Annotated in this window: 16 protein-coding genes; 8 read left to right on the top strand and 8 right to left on the bottom strand. The window is 63.2% G+C overall.

What is annotated here, in order from left to right:
* The first annotated feature begins 67 nt into the window (after nt 1-67).
* Together AC07OK_RS27255 and AC07OK_RS27250 are read left to right on the top strand one after the other, a co-directional pair.
* Entirely contained in the window at nt 68-2,191 is a 2,124-nt protein-coding gene (locus AC07OK_RS27255; protein ID WP_494693198.1) for a TonB-dependent receptor plug domain-containing protein, read from the top strand.
* Between the two features lie 14 nt (nt 2,192-2,205).
* Complete coding sequence (locus tag AC07OK_RS27250) at nt 2,206-3,315, top strand: acyltransferase family protein (RefSeq protein WP_494693197.1); 1,110 nt, start codon at nt 2,206-2,208, stop codon at nt 3,313-3,315.
* Here the strand turns inward: AC07OK_RS27250 and AC07OK_RS27245 are convergent.
* Nucleotides 3,293-3,577, bottom strand: a complete 285-nt coding sequence (locus tag AC07OK_RS27245; protein WP_494693196.1) for a hypothetical protein — start codon at nt 3,575-3,577, stop codon at nt 3,293-3,295. The genes AC07OK_RS27250 and AC07OK_RS27245 overlap by 23 nt on opposite strands.
* Before the next feature lie 143 nt (nt 3,578-3,720).
* Here AC07OK_RS27245 and AC07OK_RS27240 point away from each other — a divergent pair, with 143 nt between their 5' ends.
* Nucleotides 3,721-4,785: a patatin-like phospholipase family protein gene (locus AC07OK_RS27240; RefSeq protein WP_494693195.1), complete on the top strand. Its 1,065-nt coding sequence runs from the start codon at nt 3,721-3,723 to the stop codon at nt 4,783-4,785.
* Here AC07OK_RS27240 and AC07OK_RS27235 read toward each other — a convergent pair whose 3' ends face one another.
* Both AC07OK_RS27235 and AC07OK_RS27230 read right to left on the bottom strand, forming a co-directional pair.
* Nucleotides 4,786-6,480, bottom strand: a complete 1,695-nt coding sequence (locus AC07OK_RS27235) for an FAD-dependent oxidoreductase (RefSeq protein ID WP_494693194.1) — start codon at nt 6,478-6,480, stop codon at nt 4,786-4,788.
* 60 nt (nt 6,481-6,540) lie between these two features.
* The gene (locus AC07OK_RS27230) at nt 6,541-6,888 is read right to left on the bottom strand and encodes a hypothetical protein (protein WP_217946273.1); all 348 of its coding nucleotides are present in this window, start codon (nt 6,886-6,888) and stop codon (nt 6,541-6,543) included.
* Between the two features lie 145 nt (nt 6,889-7,033).
* On the opposite strand from AC07OK_RS27230, the gene AC07OK_RS27225 reads away from it, so the two are divergent.
* Nucleotides 7,034-8,122, top strand: coding sequence for a type II asparaginase (locus AC07OK_RS27225; protein ID WP_494693193.1), 1,089 nt, complete (start codon nt 7,034-7,036; stop codon nt 8,120-8,122).
* Here AC07OK_RS27225 and AC07OK_RS27220 read toward each other — a convergent pair.
* Nucleotides 8,116-8,751, bottom strand: a complete 636-nt coding sequence (locus tag AC07OK_RS27220; protein ID WP_494693192.1) for a flavin reductase family protein — start codon at nt 8,749-8,751, stop codon at nt 8,116-8,118. The two genes, AC07OK_RS27225 and AC07OK_RS27220, sit on opposite strands and share 7 nt — an antisense overlap.
* 86 nt (nt 8,752-8,837) lie before the next feature.
* Between AC07OK_RS27220 and AC07OK_RS27215 the strand changes: the two genes are divergently transcribed.
* Nucleotides 8,838-9,566 (top strand): substrate-binding periplasmic protein, encoded by a 729-nt coding sequence (locus AC07OK_RS27215; protein ID WP_494693191.1) that lies wholly within the window; start codon nt 8,838-8,840, stop codon nt 9,564-9,566.
* An 81-nt stretch (nt 9,567-9,647) separates the two neighbouring features.
* Nucleotides 9,648-10,085 (top strand): GNAT family N-acetyltransferase, encoded by a 438-nt coding sequence (locus AC07OK_RS27210; protein WP_494693190.1) that lies wholly within the window; start codon nt 9,648-9,650, stop codon nt 10,083-10,085.
* Nucleotides 10,086-10,104: 19 nt separating this feature from the next.
* Here AC07OK_RS27210 and AC07OK_RS27205 read toward each other — a convergent pair whose 3' ends face one another.
* Nucleotides 10,105-10,596 (bottom strand): septal ring lytic transglycosylase RlpA family protein, encoded by a 492-nt coding sequence (locus tag AC07OK_RS27205; RefSeq protein WP_494693189.1) that lies wholly within the window; start codon nt 10,594-10,596, stop codon nt 10,105-10,107.
* 125 nt (nt 10,597-10,721) lie between these two features.
* Between AC07OK_RS27205 and AC07OK_RS27200 the strand changes: the two genes are divergently transcribed.
* Nucleotides 10,722-12,155, top strand: a complete 1,434-nt coding sequence (locus AC07OK_RS27200; protein WP_494693188.1) for an aldehyde dehydrogenase family protein — start codon at nt 10,722-10,724, stop codon at nt 12,153-12,155.
* A gap of 169 nt (nt 12,156-12,324) precedes the next feature.
* Nucleotides 12,325-14,256, top strand: a complete 1,932-nt coding sequence (locus tag AC07OK_RS27195) for a CocE/NonD family hydrolase (RefSeq protein ID WP_494693187.1) — start codon at nt 12,325-12,327, stop codon at nt 14,254-14,256.
* Nucleotides 14,257-14,383: 127 nt separating this feature from the next.
* Here AC07OK_RS27195 and AC07OK_RS27190 read toward each other — a convergent pair whose 3' ends face one another.
* The 3 genes from AC07OK_RS27190 to AC07OK_RS27180 all read right to left on the bottom strand — a co-directional run bounded on the left by AC07OK_RS27190 (nt 14,384) and on the right by AC07OK_RS27180 (nt 15,988).
* Nucleotides 14,384-14,797: a DUF6691 family protein gene (locus tag AC07OK_RS27190; RefSeq protein ID WP_494693219.1), complete on the bottom strand. Its 414-nt coding sequence runs from the start codon at nt 14,795-14,797 to the stop codon at nt 14,384-14,386.
* Nucleotides 14,797-15,222 (bottom strand): YeeE/YedE family protein, encoded by a 426-nt coding sequence (locus tag AC07OK_RS27185; protein ID WP_494693186.1) that lies wholly within the window; start codon nt 15,220-15,222, stop codon nt 14,797-14,799. Before AC07OK_RS27185 ends, AC07OK_RS27190 begins: the two co-directional genes overlap by 1 nt.
* A gap of 61 nt (nt 15,223-15,283) precedes the next feature.
* A complete protein-coding gene (locus AC07OK_RS27180) occupies nt 15,284-15,988 on the bottom strand; it encodes a hypothetical protein (protein WP_494693185.1) in 705 nt (234 codons plus the stop codon).
* Nucleotides 15,989-16,047 lie beyond the last annotated feature (59 nt).

Raw genomic sequence — 16,047 nt, 5'->3', positions numbered from 1 at the left:
CAAACCGCAGCCCCCACGCTGCGGCAAGGGGGGACTGTCGCCCGCGTTTTTGTAGACAAGGAAAATTATGCAACTACACCATATCGCCGGCAGCCTGCTGCTGGTCGCCGCCAGCGCGCACGCCGCCGACAGCGAACCGCAGCAGGTAAAAGTCAGCGGCCAGCGCGCCGACCAGCGCCAGCGCGAAACCACCACCAGTATCACCGTCAACCACGAGGAGATCGTGCGCCAGGGCGACCAGACGCTGGCCGACGTGCTGAAACGCCTGCCCGGCATCAGCATCACCGGCGTGCCCGGACGCGGCGGCACGATCAGCATGCGCGGCCTGGGCAACGGCTACACGCAGATCATGCTGAACGGCGAGCCTGTGGCGACGGGCTTTTCGCTCGATACCATCGAACCCGAGATGATCGAACGGATCGAAATCATGCGCAGCGCCACGGCGGAATTCAGCAACCAGGCGGTGGCCGGGTCGATCAACATCATCCTCAAGAAGGCCATCCGGCGCGGCCAGCGCACGGTGAGCGCCAGCCTGGCGCGGCACGCGGGCGTCGAGACGCCGGCGCTGTCGGCCACGCTGTCGGACCAGGACGGCGGCTACTCCTACAGCCTGGCCGCGACGCTGACGCGCAACCGCAGCGCGGCGACATTCAACGACCTGGAAGAACTGAGCGATGCACGCGGCGCCCTCGTTGAGCAACGCCGCACGGCCAAGGTGGAATCCGGCCGCGCCGACGCCCTCACCGTCACGCCGCGCCTGAACTGGACCTTCGCCGGCGGCGACACTTTGACCTGGCTGGGCTTCGCCAATCTGCGCCGCGTCGACAAGATGCATAGCGAGGACGAGACCGCGCTCGTTGGCCCACACAGCGAGTTCCCGCGCAGCCTGCACCAATTCGCGGCCAACTTCAGCATGCTGCGCAGCGACCTGAATTGGACCCATCTGTTGGAGAGCGGCGCCAAGCTGGAGACCAAACTGGGACTGAGCGACAACCGCCGCAAAGGCGGCTTCGATTTCAACGGCATGGACGCCGACGGCAAGCCCGCCGGCCGCCATCACGTCGATTCCGGGCCGTCGGAGACCAGCGTGACGGCCAGTGGCACCTACCGCCATCCGGTCGGCGAACGTCATGCGATTGCACTGGGCTGGGACGCCAGCCGCGCCGTGCGCAATGAAGACCGCAGCGAAACCCTGTTCGACGCCAGCGGCGCGCAGACCGGCAGCAACAACGCTGACTACCGCGCCAACGTCAATCGCCTGGCCCTGTTCGCGCAGGATGAGTGGCAGGTCACCGAGCGCTATTCGCTGTACCTGGGCCTGCGCCACGAAAGCCTGTCCACCTCCAGCCGCGCCGACGCCGCCAATGCGCCCGACGCGCTGGACTTGCGCTCGCAAGTGTGGAGCCCTTCGCTGCAATCGCGCTACCAGTTGCCGAACAAGGACGTGCTGCGGTTTGCACTGAGCCGCACCTACAAGGCGCCGCCACTGGCCCAACTGGTGCCACGCCGCTACACCAACGACAACAACAATAACCAGACCAATCCCGATGAACAGGGCAATCCCGATCTGCGGCCGGAGCTGGCCTGGGGCCTGGACGTGGCCTACGAACACTATCTCGGCGCGGGCGCGCTGCTCAGCGCCAGCACCTATATGCGGCGCATCCGCGACGTGACCTTGACCCACTTGTTCCAGCAAGACGGCGAGTGGGTCGAAGCGCCCTTCAACAGTGGCAACGCCAGCGTGCGCGGCATCGAGCTGGAAGCCAAGCTGCCACTGTCGCCCCAGCTGGACCTGCGCGCCAACCTGGCGCGCAACTGGTCGCGGCTGGACAGCGTGCCGGGACCGAACAACCGTCTCGAAAACCAGGTGCCGTTCACGGCCAACCTGGGCGCCGACTATCGCCTGCCCGACGCGGCTTGGACGTTCGGAGGAAACCTGAACTACCAGGCCGGCGGCCCGGCGCGGCAATCGGCGCTGGTGCAAATGAACACCAGCGCGAAACGCGAACTGGATCTGTATGGACTGTGGAAGCTGGATGCGAAGACGCAGCTGCGCATCTCGGCCAGCAACCTGCTGCGCCAGAAGTCCAGCGAATCGCACGAATACGTCAATGAGGACGGGCGCCGCTACCGGATCTCGCAAACGCCGACCAGCGCCACGCTGCGCATTCTGCTGGAACATCAACTATGAACGGATATCGACCGATGAGAAACAACCATATCGACACCTTGCGCGGTGTCGCCATCATGTGCGTGCTGGTGCTGCACTTTACGCTGGCTTTTGGATTGAAGAACAGCCCACTGGGCGACATCCTGCCCACCTGGCTGCTGCGCGCGGCGCTGCAGGGGAACTTCGGCGTGACGATGTTCTTCACCGTATCGGGTTACCTGATTACGTCGACATCGCTGCGGCGCTGGGGCAGTCTGGCGCAGATCGATATCCGTACATTCTATTTATACCGTTTCGCCCGCATCATGCCTTGTCTGCTGCTGGCGTTGGCGATCATCGTGGTTTTGGGCAGTTTCGATGTGCCGTTCTTTTCCAACTCGGACGGCGACGTGGACCGGCCGGCCAGCTACTTTTTCATCGCCGCCGGATCGGTGCTGACGTTCTGGCACAACCAGCTGATGCAAACCGCCGGCTACTTCAACTACTGCCTCAATGTGTACTGGTCGTTGTCGGTCGAGGAGATGTTCTACCTGCTGTTGCCCCTGTCATGCCTGCTGTTGCGCCGCAACTGGCTGATCGTGCTGCTGTGCTGCGCGGCCATCGTCGCCGGACCGGCTTACCGCAGCCAGCATACCGACAACGAGATCTTTTTCATGTACGGCTACCTGGCCTGCTTCGACGCCATCGCCATCGGCTGCCTGACGGCGCTGCTGGCGCAGCGCGAAGTCCCGAACGCGCGCCAGGGACGCGCGCTGCGCATCGCGGGCGGCATCGCGCTGGCGGCGCTGTACCTACGGGGCATCGACGGCCACCAGGTCTTCGGCTTCACGCTGGTTGCGCTGGCGAGCGGGGTTTTCCTGCTGGGCAGTTCGGCGAAGGTGTCGGCGGCGGAGCGCGCGCCGCGCCGCTCGGCGTTGCGCTGGTTCGGCCAGCATAGCTACGAAATCTATCTGTTCCACGTCATCGTCCTGGCGGGCATGCGCAACGTGGTGGACAAGGCGCACCTGAGCTACGGCGCCAGGTTGCCATGGCTGCTGCTGTTCCTGTGCCTGACGGCGCTGGTCGCCGCCCTCGTCGCCCGCTACGTCTCCGAGCCGGCCAACGCAGCGCTGCGTTACCAGGCTAAGGATAGTTACGCGCAATGAAATAGGTAGCGGCTGTCAGAGTAGTGCAAACCACTGCCATCCAGCAAACCATTTTCCAGGTTGATACCCCGACGGCGTTGTGGATTTTTTCCTCGACGTCGGCCGCTGATGACCGGACCTTTTCAAGATCAGCCTTCGTCGCATAATGTTGCGGCACCAACTCAACTTGGGCCTGCAATTTCGCGATGTCAACGCGCATCGCCTCATTGCTGGCCAACAAGGCCTGCACGGCTTTCTCAATCGTTGTGAGTTGATCGTCCATTTGTCAATTCTTCGCCTGGCGCGCGCCGCCGTCAATCGGCGTTCGCGCGCGATTTGGCCTGGATCATCTGTGGTATGGTTCGATTTATGACGCAAGCACAAATTCAATCTTGGCAACAATCGTATAAACCGTATAAACGCTGCATGGTGCTGGGCGGGGGCGGTTTCCGTTTTGGCATCTACATCGGCATGTACGCCGCGCTGCGGCAGGCGGGGCGCGCTCCCGATGTGCTGCTGGCCAGCTGCGGCGGCGCGATCGCCGCCACCATCATCCACAACCTGCCCGACCCGCAAGCGCAACGCGCCTGGCTGTCGTCGCCGGAGATGTACCAGTTCTGGTGCAGCCTGAAATCGACCCAGCGCGCGGACCTGATGGGCAGCTTGATGCGCGCCGCCAAGCGCAAGCTGTCGACCGCCCGCGCGCCGGTGATCCCCGACCTGTTTGGCGATTATCTGTTCGAGATTCCGCCGCAGCTGCCCTTCCCGCCCGCCACCGGCACGCCGGACGTGGACGTGGCCATCATCGGCGGCAAGCTGCTGTTCGACGAAACGCAGGTCGGCCAGCCGCGCGCGGGACGCAAGCTGTTTGCGCAAACGGTGTTCTGCGGCGAGCACGCCGCGGCGCTGCTGCACAATATGAAATCGCCGCTGAGCGACACCCGCTGGGGCCAGCACGCGGTCGCGCACGAGCTGCTGGTCGACGGCAGCGTGCCGCTGACCGACGCCGCCCGCATCTCCATCGCCGACATGATCTACTTCCGCTGCCAGCAGCATCGCGGCCAGGAGTACATCGGCGGCGTGCTGGATCTGTTCCCGGTGGAGATCGCGCGCCGGCTGGGCGCGGAGGTGGTCATGGAGTTCAAGGAAGCCTTCGACCAGGTGTTTGCGATTCCCGCCTGGCGCTCGGTGCTGGGCATCGACGGCAATGCGCGCCTGCGCTACGCCAACACCCACCTGGCCGACATGCGCATCGACACTTCGGACGTGTCGCTGGTGCTGGCCAAGCAGCAGTTGCAGCAAAAGCTGGACTGGCGCCGCAACCGCATCGAGCTGGCGATGCCGCCGACCTACGACACCTTCGTCCAGCACATGAACGACCAGTGGCAGTACGGCTACGACCGCGCGCTGGAGGCACTGACGCACGCGCCGGGCAAACACCCTGCGATCCGCCGCTCCACGCGGCACAGCAAGCCGCTGCGCAGCGTGTGATCAGTCGGAGGCCAGCACCTGGTGCAACGACTGCACCGCCGCCGAGCCTTCGCCCACCGCCGCCGCCACCCGCTTGACCGAGCCGCTGCGCACATCGCCGACGGCGAAGATGCGCGGCCGGCTGGTTTCCAGGAAGTGCGGGCTGCGTTCCAGCGGCCACGCCGCCGCCGGCACCTGCGGCCCGGTCAGCACGAAATGCTTGTCGTCCAGCGCCACGCAATCACCCAGCCAGGCGGTGTTCGGCTCGGCGCCGAGGAACAGGAACAAATGGCGCGCCGGCGCGGTCTTCACTTCGCCGCCGGCCGTTTGCCAGCAGATGTGTTCCAGCTTGTCTTCGCCCTGCAGTTCGACGATCTGCTTGCGCGTGTGCAGCGTGATGTTGGGCGCGGCCTCGATGCGCTGGATCAGGTAGCGCGACATGCTGACGGCCAGGCCGTCGGCGCGCACCACGATGTGCACGTGCCTGGCGTGCGCGGCCAGGAACACCGCCGCCTGTCCGGCCGAATTGCCGCCGCCGACGATCACCACTTCCTCGTTGGCGCAGAAAGTGGCCTCCATGAACGAGGCGCTGTAGTAGACGCCCCGGCCTTCAAAGCGCTCCAGTCCCGGCAAGTCCGGCTTGCGGTAGCGCGCGCCGGTGGCGACGACAATGGATCGCGCCCGCAGGCGCTCGCCGCTGTCGATGGCGATCTCGAAATCCTGCCCCTCGCAATTGACGGAACTGACGCACGCCGGCACCGCCACTTCGGCGCCGAACTTGCGCGCCTGCGATAACCCGCGCCCTGCCAGCGCCTGGCCGGAAACCCCAGTCGGAAAGCCGAAATAGTTTTCGATCTTGGAGCTGGAGCCGGCCTGGCCGCCGGGCGCCTTGGAATCGAGCACCGCCACGCTCAGCCCTTCCGACGCCGCGTACACGGCCGCCGCCAGTCCGGCCGGGCCGGCGCCGACCACCACCAGGTCGAAGGTGCGGCCGTCGATGTTGTCGGAACTGAGGCCGATGCCGTCGGCCACCTGGCGCAAGGTCGGCTGGCGCAGCACTTCGCCGGACGGCGTGACGACGGCCGGGATGTCGGCCTCGGTGACGCCGAAGCGTTCCATCAGCGCCGCCGTTTCGGTGTGCAGCTCGACGTCGAAGTAGGCGGTGGGCTGGCCGTTGCGGGTCAGGAAGTGGCGCAGCACCAGCGTCGGCTGCGAATGGCGGGCGCCGAACACCACCACGCCGCCGGCCTGGTCCTGCATGTAGGCCACGCGCCGCAGGATGTAGGCGCGCATGATGGTTTCGCTCAGCGCCGCTTCCGAGATCACCAGCGTGCGCAGGGATTCCTCGCTGATGACGATCATCTCGCTGTCGGCGGTGGCGCGGCCGGTGGCGACGGCCGCGCGGCCGGCCAGCGTGCCCATCTCGCCGGTGAACATGCCGGGGCCGTGGGTGCTGAGGATGGCCGTGCCGAGCGCCGAGGCGCGTTCGATCTCCAGCGCGCCGGTGATGATGACGTACATCGAAATATGGCGGTCGCCCTGCTTGAACAGGATGTCGCCGGCCTTGAAGTTTTGGCGCTCGCCGTAGCGGCTGAGCAGTTCGAATTCCGCCACGCTCAGCGTCGGCAGGATCTGGTGCAGGCGGTTGGCGATATCGGTCGATACCGCGATCGGGAGTTCGCCCTTGCCTCCCGCGCTACTTGGTTCCATGCCCATGCGTGTCCTCAGTCAGTATCCGGCCATGATAGCGCCAATTGCGCAAGGCGGCAGACCGGGCTAGCGGCACAGCTGGTTCCAGTTTTGCTCGAACTCGGCGGGCGACACGTCCTGCGCCAGCAAGGTCAGGTCGCGCGCCACCGAGATGTAGCGCTGGTAGCCGATGTAGGCGCCGAAGGCGTCCTTGGCGTTGAACTCGCCGCAGGTGGCGCCACCCTTGCCGACCACCTGGTTGCGGAACATCGCCGTCGACGGTTCGCGCACCTTTTCCTTCACATACTTCTCGCCCAAACTGGTCAGCGTCGCGGCTTCTTCCTGCCGCTTTTCCGCCGCGCTCTTGCCGCAGGCGGCCAACACGGCCATCAGCGCCAGCACCGCGACCCTGCGCGTGGTGTTAGCAAAAATCATAATGTTTTCTCTTTTTTAATTTTCTTACAGCAATTATCTATAGCAACATCATCTCACACCACCCATAACGCGGCAACGGTACGCATTGTTGACAGCCGGGCTATTTGTTACTATCCCAAGCTTAACGACTAGATCAGGAGATCGCATGACGCACCCCATCCCCGCACGGTTCCTCAAAGCAATGTTGGCTTGCGCGATGTTGCTCAGCGCCTATGCCGGGGCAGCTGAAAAAGCCGCCGCCCCGCTGGCGCATGTCACCATCCTGGCCACCGGCGGCACCATCGCCGGCAGCGGCGCCACCAGCACCACCACGGTCGGCTACACCGCCGCCACGGTCGGGGTCGAGCGCCTGATCCAGGCCGTGCCGGAACTGGCCAAGGTGGCCCAGGTCAAGGGTGAGCAGGTGTTCCAGATCGCCAGCGAAAACATGAGCAACGAGCATTGGCTGACCCTGGCCAAGCGCGTCAACGTGCTGCTGGCCCAGCCCGATGTCGACGGCATCGTGATCACCCACGGCACCGATACGCTGGAAGAAACCGCCTATTTCCTGGACCTGGTCGTCAAGAGCAAGAAGCCGGTCGTGCTGGTGGGCGCCATGCGTCCGGGCACCGCGCTGTCGGCTGACGGCCCGATCAACCTGTACAACGCGGTGCTGCTGGCCGCCAGCCAGGAAGCCGTCGGCAAGGGCGTGCTGGTCGCGATGAACGACCAGATCCACGGCGCCCGCGATGTGACCAAGACCAACACCTCGACCCCGGACAGCTTCAAGACGCCGGAACTGGGCATGCTGGGCTACTTCCAGGGCAACAAGCCTTACTTCTACCATGCGTCGACCCGCAAGCACACGGTCGACACCGAGTTTGACATCAGCAAGCTGGACGCGTTGCCGCAGGTCGACATCGTCTACGGCTACGCCAACGTCGGCCCGGTCGCGCTGAATGCGTTGGTGGCCGCCGGCGCCAAGGGCATCATCCACGCCGGCGTCGGCGACGGCAGCCTGGCGTCGAAGGTCTTGCCTTCGCTGACCGCGGCCCGCAAGCAGGGCGTGCTGATCGTGCGCTCGGCCCGCGTCGGCCAGGGCATCGTGGCCCGCAACGGCGAAGCCAATGACGATGAACTGGACTTCGTGGTGTCCGATACGCTGAACCCGCAAAAGGCACGCATCCTGCTGATGCTGGCGCTGACCAAGACCAGCGACAGCAAGGAAATCCAGCGCATGTTCTACAGCTACTGATCCGCCGAGGGATAGTCTGGCCGCCGCATGCGGAACAGGCTATCCCGCGTGATCTCGAAATAATCGGCCGGGCCGCCGCCACGCAGTATGGTCTGCGAGCCCGCCGTGTCGTACACGCCGTCGCGCAGCGAACTGTGCGCGATGTGCACCCCCACCACTTCCCCCATGATCAGCCAGCCGTCGGTCGGCGCGCCGGACGCGTCTTGCAGGCGGATGATCTGCGTACACTTGCATTCGAAGGCCACCGGACTTTCCGCCACGCGCGGCACGGCGACGATGGTCGACGCGGCCGGCGTCAGGCCGGCCAGCGCGAACTCGTCCACTTCCGGCGGCGCCGGCGCGCAACTGGCGTTCATCGCCTCGGCCAGCGGCCGCGTTGCCAGGTTCCACACAAACTCACCGGTCTGCTCGATGTTGCGCAGCGTGTCCTTGCGGCGCTGGCTGGAAAACCCGATCAGCGGCGGCGTGTAATTGAAAGCGTTAAAGAAACTGTAGGGCGCCAGGTTCAGCGCACCATCGGCGCTGCGCGAAGAAATCCAGCCGATCGGGCGCGGCCCGACGATGGCGTTGAAGGGATCATGCGGCAGGCCGTGGCCCAATGCGGGTTGATAGAAATAGCGGTCTTCCATGGTGGCTCCGAATGACGCAGGCGCGCCGGTGGCGCATTTTCGCACATGGCCCTGGCGCCTGCCCGGGCGACCGGTATGATAGCCATATGAGATTGATTTCCTTATTTTTGGCCGGCTTGCTGCTGGCGGCCCCGGCCCGCGCCGAGGAACTGGTCTATGTGGTCTCCATGGGCAGCGCGATGCCGATGACGGACATCCGCGACGGCGTCCTGGTGGGTGGCTTGCTCAAGGAATTCGGCGACGCCCTGGCGCGCGAGCTGCACCTGACGCCGCGCTACCTGGCCGTGCCGCGCAAGCGGGTGGAAACGCCGCTGGCCGGCGGCCAGGCCGACATCCTGTGCGACCTGCGGCCGGAGTGGCTGGACGGCAAAGACTGGCTGTGGTCGGAGGCGATTTTCACCAACAACGAGATCGTCACCACGCGCATCGATACGGCGGCCCTGCGCCGCGTGAGCGAATTGCGGCGGCAGCGCATTGGCACCATACTCGGCTACCGCTATGCCCATCTGGAACAGCCGTTGGGCGAGGAATTCCTCCGCGACGACGCCGCCAGCGACGACCTCAACCTGTCCAAGCTGTTGCGCAAGCGCTTTGTCTACATGCTGACCAATTCGCTGTATTTCGATTATCAGCGCAAGGTGCATCCGGAACGGGCCCTGCTCAATCCGGTGGCATTCAAAGTCACTTCCTTCGACACCTATTGCGCGCTGCCGCGGGGCGGCAAGCTGAACTTGCCGACGCTGGACAAAGCGATCCAGACGCTGAAGCGGCGCGGCGAGATCCAGGCCATGCTCGAACGCTTTCGCCCCGGCTGAGGCAACAATTTATACAAATCTTTGCTTGCATTCCAATCGTGCACGCCTCAAGCTAAGTGATTCCCTTAGCCTGTAACACTTATGCCCCTGGAATTACAATTCGTCCCCCTCAAGTCAGCGATCCCAGCCAAAGTGCTGCATGCCTACCGCCAGGACGCCAACTGGCCGTCGAACCCTGAATTCCCGCATGATGCACGCGGCAAGGTCGTGTGGGTCAGCGTGGAAACGAACGGCAAGCAAATCGCCATCGCGCGGCTGGAGCTGGCGCCGCCTGAATTCTGCGCCGTCAGCGAGTTCATTGTCCGCAGCAAATACCGGTCGCAAGGGGTGGGCCGCTGGTTTATGCATCGCATCGAACAATATTGCAACGGCTTCGGCATACGCCGCTTGGTCTTGCAGGCAGCCAACGGCACCGAAAAATTCTATGCATCCTTGTCCTTTCACAACGATCCCTACCTACCGACGTTCCTGAAAAAAGACATCAATCCGCTGCTGCCGAAGATGTTCATGGCGCGCTGATCGACAGCATCGCGCCGGCCTAGTGCGATTTCTCGGGCGGGGCTGATGCGGCCTCGGTCTTGGGCGGCAACTTGAGCGGCGTGACGGCCACCGGCGCCACCCCCTCCTCCTTCATGTCGAGCTTGTCGGCGGTCTTGGGAGTGACGTCGATGATGCGGCCATCGACATACGGGCCGCGGTCCTTGACCACCACGACCTCGCTCTTGTTGTTGTCCAGATTGGTGACTTTGGCGACCGTACCCACCGGCAGCGTCTTGCTGGCGGCGGCGTTGCTGTCGGGCTTCATGGTTTCGCCGTTCGCCATTTTCTTGCCGCGGAAACGACGACCATAGTAGGAAGCCTTGCCCTTGCGGGTTTTGCCGGAGCGGTCCAGATGATGGCCCGATGGCGCCATCTTGCGCGCTGCGGCCTCTTCCGCCTGAGTCTGCTTTTCGGGCGCCGCAGCCTGTGCGTGCGCGGCCAACAGCCAGCACAACGCCGGTCCCAGCAGCAATACACGCAGCGTCTTCATACGCCGCATTGTAGGCCGTTTGGACGGCGCGCCACGCCCGATAGATCATACTAATCAAGCGCTTGCTTGCTGCAAAAATTGCAGCAATAATGGTCCTCCAACATAGACAGACGGGGACAACGGCGATGAGCGAAGCGGACGTGCAGCAGATCAGGACGGCGTTCGACGCCCAGCAGGCCACCGCGCTGCGCTGGCGCGCATCGAACGCGGCCGAGCGCATCGCCCGCGTCACGCGTCTGCGCGATGCGCTGATGGCGCAGCGCGAGGCGTTGTATGTAGCCTTCCAGCGCGACTACCGCAAGTCGCCGGCCGAGGTCGAAGCGTCCGAATTGCTGCCGGTGATGGAGGAAATCCGCCAGGTGCTGGGCGCCCTCAAGCGCTGGATGAAGCCGCGCCGCCACTGGCCCACCACCACCATGCTGGGCACTTACGCCTCGGTGCAATACCAGCCGCGCGGACGGGTGCTGATCATCGCGCCGTGGAACTATCCGCTCAGTTTGTGTTTCGGTCCGCTGGTGTCGGCGCTGGCCGCCGGCAACACGGCGATCATCAAGCCGTCCGAGATGACGCCGGCCGTGTCCGCACTGATGGCGCGCATCATCGCCGAGGTGTTCAAGACCGACGAGGTGGCGCTGTTCGAAGGCAGCCAACCCACTTCGCACGCCCTGCTCCAGCTGCCCTTCGATCATATTTTCTTCACCGGTTCGCCATCGGTGGGCAAGCTGGTGATGGCCGCCGCCGCCCAGCATTTGGCCAGCGTGACGCTGGAGCTGGGCGGCAAGTCGCCGACCATCGTCGATGAAACCGCCAATCTGAAGCTGGCGGCGGAAACACTGATGTGGGGAAAGTTCCTCAACAACGGCCAGACCTGCGTGGCGCCCGATCACGTGTACGTGCACGCCAGCGTCAAGGCCGGGTTTGTCGCCGCCTGTCGCCACGTGCTGCAACAGCGCTACGGCGCCGACGCGGCGGCGCAAAAACGCAGCCCCGACCTGACCCGCGTGGTCAACCAGCGCCATACGCAGCGGCTGGCCGGACTGCTGGCGGACGCGGTGCGGCGCGGCGCGGTGGTGCACACCGGCGGCGAGGTCGACGAGGCGCAATGCTATATCGCGCCGACGCTGATCGAACAGATTCCGGCCGGCGCGGCCATCCTGTCGGAGGAAATCTTCGGCCCGCTGCTGCCCATCATCGAATACCGCGAGCTGGACCAGGTGATCGCCGCCATCAACGCCGCGCCCAAGCCGCTGGCCTTGTACGTGTGGAGCACGCGCCAGGCCAACATCGACAAGATGCTGAAGCAAACCAGCTCGGGCGGGGCCTGCGTCAATCACTGCGTCGCGCATTTCGCACATGGCAACCTGCCTTTTGGCGGCGTCAACAATTCCGGCATGGGCAGCGCCCACGGTGAATACGGATTCAAGACCTTCTCGCACGAACGAGCGGTGCTGCGCGCGTCGCCGCTGATGCTCATCAAGCTGTTCTTCCCGCCCTACACGCAAGGCCGCTTGCGGCTGATACGGCTGGTGGTCGACTCGCTGAAGCTGCCAATGCTGTGACCGCCAGGTTGTTAACAAATTCTGTGGATAAGCCTGTTAACAAGCGTCAAGCACGGTAGCCAAGTGGCTGTTTAGAAAGGGGAAACTTTCGCTGCGCAAATTTGTTGCAGTAAAAGTTATCCACTGGCATTACACTGGGCGGGTTTGACTTTTCATTAACAAGGAAATCATGAAACCCCGTCTTACTGCCCTCGCCCTCGCCCTCATATTGGGCGGACTTTCCTGCCATGCCGGCGCAGCCGATGCCGCCGCCGCGCCGAAATACAGCCTGCGCGAACACTACACCAAGTACGAATTCCGCATCCCGATGCGCGACGGCGTGCGCCTGTTCACCGCCGTCTACGTACCCAAGGATGCCGGCAAGAGCTATCCCTTCCTGGTCCAGCGCACGCCGTACAGCGCGGGCGTGCAGTCGGGCGGCGAGTTGCACTACGGCGTGGACTTCTACCCCGAGCACATCGGGCCTTCGCAGGACTTCGAGGACAGCGGCTACATCTTCGTCAAGCAGGATGTGCGCGGCCGCTACATGTCCGAAGGCAAGTGGATCGAGATGACGCCGCACGTCAACCCCAACCGCGCCAAAGGCCAGGGCAACGAGAGCGAGGACATGCACGACACCGTCGAGTGGCTGCTGAAGAACGTCGCCAACCACAACGGCAAGGTCGGCATCCTGGGCACTTCCTACCCCGGCTTCTACACGTCGGCCAGCATCATCGATTCGCACCCGGCGATCATGGCGGCGTCGCCGCAGGCGCCGGTGACCGACCTGTACATGAACGACGACTCTTATCACGGCGGCGCCTTCATGCTGGCTGGCAATTTCGATTTTTACTCGGCCTTCGTGGAAGCGGAAAATCCGACGCCGCTGCCGAAGACCTGGGACCATTTCGACTATGGCACCGCCGACGGCTACGAGTTCTTCCTGTCGCACCTGACGCTGTCCCATATCACCGCCACCATGACGCCGAAACAGCGCGCCCTGCTGTTGCCCACCATCGAACACTCGACCTACGACGAATTCTGGAAAACCCGCAACATCGGGCCGCACCTGAAGAACATCAAGGCCGCCGTGCTGACCGTGGGCGGCTGGTATGACGCCGAAGACCTGCAAGGCCCGCTGAGCACCTACAGCAGCATCAAACGCAACAATCCCGGCATCTACAATGGCCTGGTGATGGGGCCGTGGTCGCACGGCGCCTGGGGCCGCGCCGACGGCAAGAGCCTGGGCTATGTCAAGTTTGACGCCAAAACCGGCGAACAGTTCCGCAGCAACATTCTCTACCCTTTCTTTGAACAGCACCTGAAAGGCGTGGCCAACAAGAATGTGTCGGAAGTGTATGCCTTCGAGACCGGCAGCAATGTGTGGCGCAACTACGCCGCCTGGCCGCCTAAGCAAGCCCAGCCGCGCACCCTGTTCCTCGGACCGAACGGTACGCTGGCCTGGAAGCAGCCGGCCGCCGGCGAGGCCTACGACGAATATGTGGCCGATCCACGCAAGCCGGTGCCGTTCACGGCCTATCCTGCACAGGGGGCGCCCAAGGAATACATGGTCGGCGACCAGCGCTTCGCCGCGTCGCGGCCGGACGTCCTGACCTATCGCAGTGAGGTGCTGGAAGAGGACGTCACGCTGGCCGGCCCGGTCAAGCCCAAGCTGTTCGTTTCCACCAGCGGCACCGACGCCGACTGGGTGGTCAAGCTGATCGACGTCTATCCGGCCGCCTACCCGGGCGCGGGCGAGGACGATGAGCGCGGCCCGGACGTGCCGAAACCAACGTTGACGATGGCAGGTTATCAACAACTGGTGCGCGGCGACCCGCTGCGCGGCAAGTTCCGCAACAGCTTCGAGAAACCGGAGCCGTTCACGCCCGGCAAGGTGGAAGCGGTCAACTATGCCATGAGCGACGTCAACCACACCTTCCGGCGCGGCCACCGCATCATGGTGCAGATCCAGAGCTCCTGGTTCCCGCTGGTGGACTTGAATCCGCAGACCTTCGTGGATATTCCGAAGGCCAAGCCGGAGGACTTCCAGAAGGCGACGCAACGCGTATATCACGCGCCGGCCATGTATTCCGGCGTCGAAGTGCAGGTATTGGGCAAGTAAAACAGGACTGGCGGCCGGTTGTTAACAAATTCTGTGGATAAGCTTGTTAACAAGCCCGGCCGCCGTGGGCTAAGTGGTTGTTTCAGATAAGAAAATCGGCGCTGCGCAAAATTGTCGCAGCGTCGAGTTATCCACCGCGACGGCGTTCGAGCAGTTCGAATATCCCCATCCCGGCCAGCATCGCCAAAACGAATACTATCGCCTTCGGCAAGCCCATGCCCAGGCCGACCAATGCCGGTCCGGGACAAAATCCCGCAATTCCCCAGCCCGCGCCAAATAATATCGAACCGAATACCAGGCGGCGGTCGATTTTAACGGAGGTGGGGAGCTTCATTTCCATTCCCCGCAAGGTGGTTTTACGCCGGCCAGCATAAGAAAATGCCAGAAAACCCACGGCGATTGCGCCGCCCATCACGAATATCAACGATGGATCCCAGTTGCCCGCCAAATCCAGGAAACCCAGCACTTTGGCGGGATTCGCCATGCCGGAAACTATCAGGCCCAGGCCAAACAATAAACCGCACAGAAAAGAGATAATCATCATATATGCCGCATTAAATAGACGCTGATAAAACCCGCCGCCGTAAAGATGGCGGTCGCCGCAATCGACCGCGGGGATAGCCTGGATATTCCGCAAACCCCATGTCCGCTGGTGCATCCCGATCCATAGCGGGTACCCACGCCTACCAGCAAACCGGCAGCGATCAATACGCCATAATCCGCATCGATCTGCGCCTGGGGCCAGGCGTAAAACACGCCATAGACCAAGGGCGCCAATATCAGGCCGGCGACAAAAGTAATACGCCAGAGAATATCGCCCGGCACCGGCCGCAACAGGCCGCCAATCACGCCGCTAATGCCGGCTATCCGGCCATTCAACAAAATCAGCAGCGCTGCCGCCGCGCCGATGAATACGCCGCCCAGCAAGGCCGACCAGGGCGTGAAGTTCAGACTATCGATGACCATGCGACGCTCCCAGGGTTACGCGCCAGAAAACGGCGCGAACAAGCTAATTGTTGGCATAATTCTACTCCCCCAGCAGGGCGAGCGACTCCAGCCATGCGGCTTTCCACGGACGCAGATCCGGTTGGGTCGCGAACGCCTTCTTCAGATGCGACATCGGCACGCGATAGACATCATTCAATCCGAGCGCCAATGTGACCGGATTCCACAAATGGGTATTCTTCCCCGCGCGGGAATTCTTTCTCACCCTGGCGCCGTCATCGCCGAATATGCCTATACCGCTGAGCAGGGATTTCTCCAGGTCCAGCTTGGCCATGCCTCCGAATACACGCAGCACTTCGTCTTTCGTGATTCCTTTCAGAATCTCCTTAGGCGGCGACGCGACGACTTCCTCCTTCGGATTCAATATGTTTTCCAATAGAGCTGCGACATCCCTTTGAAAGAAACGCAAGGCGTCCAAAGGCATGGTAATGCCCGGCGGTTTGAGCTTAAAGGAAATCCGGTCCGAATCCCGTGTCATGCGGATTAATACGTCGCCGCTGCCGGCGATCAGTCGCTGTGTATCTTCAACAAAGAATATTGGTGCCGGATACCGGGTAATTCCCTCGGCGAACAGGCCGGCATGTTCTTCCGAATAATCCAGCCATACATGAGGCGTTAAACCCGCTTCCAGCAAGCGTGCCAGATTCCACGGCGTGCCAGTCTGCTCACTTAACCATGAACAAGTCTCATCGGTCGTTGCATTATTAGGAAGTGTGCCGGTTGTCATTTTCTTCTCTCGGAATTTTCGGATACCGCAGTGTACCAATAATACGCGCGGTTTAACGC

This window comes from Duganella sp. GW821-FHT07G03 (assembly GCF_059418605.1).
The sequence above is the reverse complement of the archived record's forward strand: the minus strand, read 5'-3'. Positions and strand labels throughout refer to the sequence as shown.

Excerpts from the sequence above, each read along its gene's own strand:
- AC07OK_RS27240 (WP_494693195.1), top strand. The coding sequence starts at position 3,721 with ATGGTGCTGGGCGGGGGCGGTTTCCGTTTTGGCATCTACATCGGCATG.
- AC07OK_RS27225 (WP_494693193.1), top strand. The coding sequence starts at position 7,034 with ATGACGCACCCCATCCCCGCACGGTTCCTCAAAGCAATGTTGGCTTGC.
- AC07OK_RS27190 (WP_494693219.1), bottom strand. The coding sequence starts at position 14,797 with ATGATTATCTCTTTTCTGTGCGGTTTATTGTTTGGCCTGGGCCTGATA.
- AC07OK_RS27220 (WP_494693192.1), bottom strand. The coding sequence starts at position 8,751 with ATGGAAGACCGCTATTTCTATCAACCCGCATTGGGCCACGGCCTGCCG.
- AC07OK_RS27200 (WP_494693188.1), top strand. The coding sequence starts at position 10,722 with ATGAGCGAAGCGGACGTGCAGCAGATCAGGACGGCGTTCGACGCCCAG.
- AC07OK_RS27255 (WP_494693198.1), top strand. The coding sequence starts at position 68 with ATGCAACTACACCATATCGCCGGCAGCCTGCTGCTGGTCGCCGCCAGC.
- AC07OK_RS27215 (WP_494693191.1), top strand. The coding sequence starts at position 8,838 with ATGAGATTGATTTCCTTATTTTTGGCCGGCTTGCTGCTGGCGGCCCCG.
- AC07OK_RS27230 (WP_217946273.1), bottom strand. The coding sequence starts at position 6,888 with ATGATTTTTGCTAACACCACGCGCAGGGTCGCGGTGCTGGCGCTGATG.
- AC07OK_RS27195 (WP_494693187.1), top strand. The coding sequence starts at position 12,325 with ATGAAACCCCGTCTTACTGCCCTCGCCCTCGCCCTCATATTGGGCGGA.
- AC07OK_RS27245 (WP_494693196.1), bottom strand. The coding sequence starts at position 3,577 with ATGGACGATCAACTCACAACGATTGAGAAAGCCGTGCAGGCCTTGTTG.
- AC07OK_RS27235 (WP_494693194.1), bottom strand. The coding sequence starts at position 6,480 with ATGGGCATGGAACCAAGTAGCGCGGGAGGCAAGGGCGAACTCCCGATC.
- AC07OK_RS27185 (WP_494693186.1), bottom strand. The coding sequence starts at position 15,222 with ATGGTCATCGATAGTCTGAACTTCACGCCCTGGTCGGCCTTGCTGGGC.
- AC07OK_RS27205 (WP_494693189.1), bottom strand. The coding sequence starts at position 10,596 with ATGAAGACGCTGCGTGTATTGCTGCTGGGACCGGCGTTGTGCTGGCTG.
- AC07OK_RS27250 (WP_494693197.1), top strand. The coding sequence starts at position 2,206 with ATGAGAAACAACCATATCGACACCTTGCGCGGTGTCGCCATCATGTGC.
- AC07OK_RS27210 (WP_494693190.1), top strand. The coding sequence starts at position 9,648 with ATGCCCCTGGAATTACAATTCGTCCCCCTCAAGTCAGCGATCCCAGCC.
- AC07OK_RS27180 (WP_494693185.1), bottom strand. The coding sequence starts at position 15,988 with ATGACAACCGGCACACTTCCTAATAATGCAACGACCGATGAGACTTGT.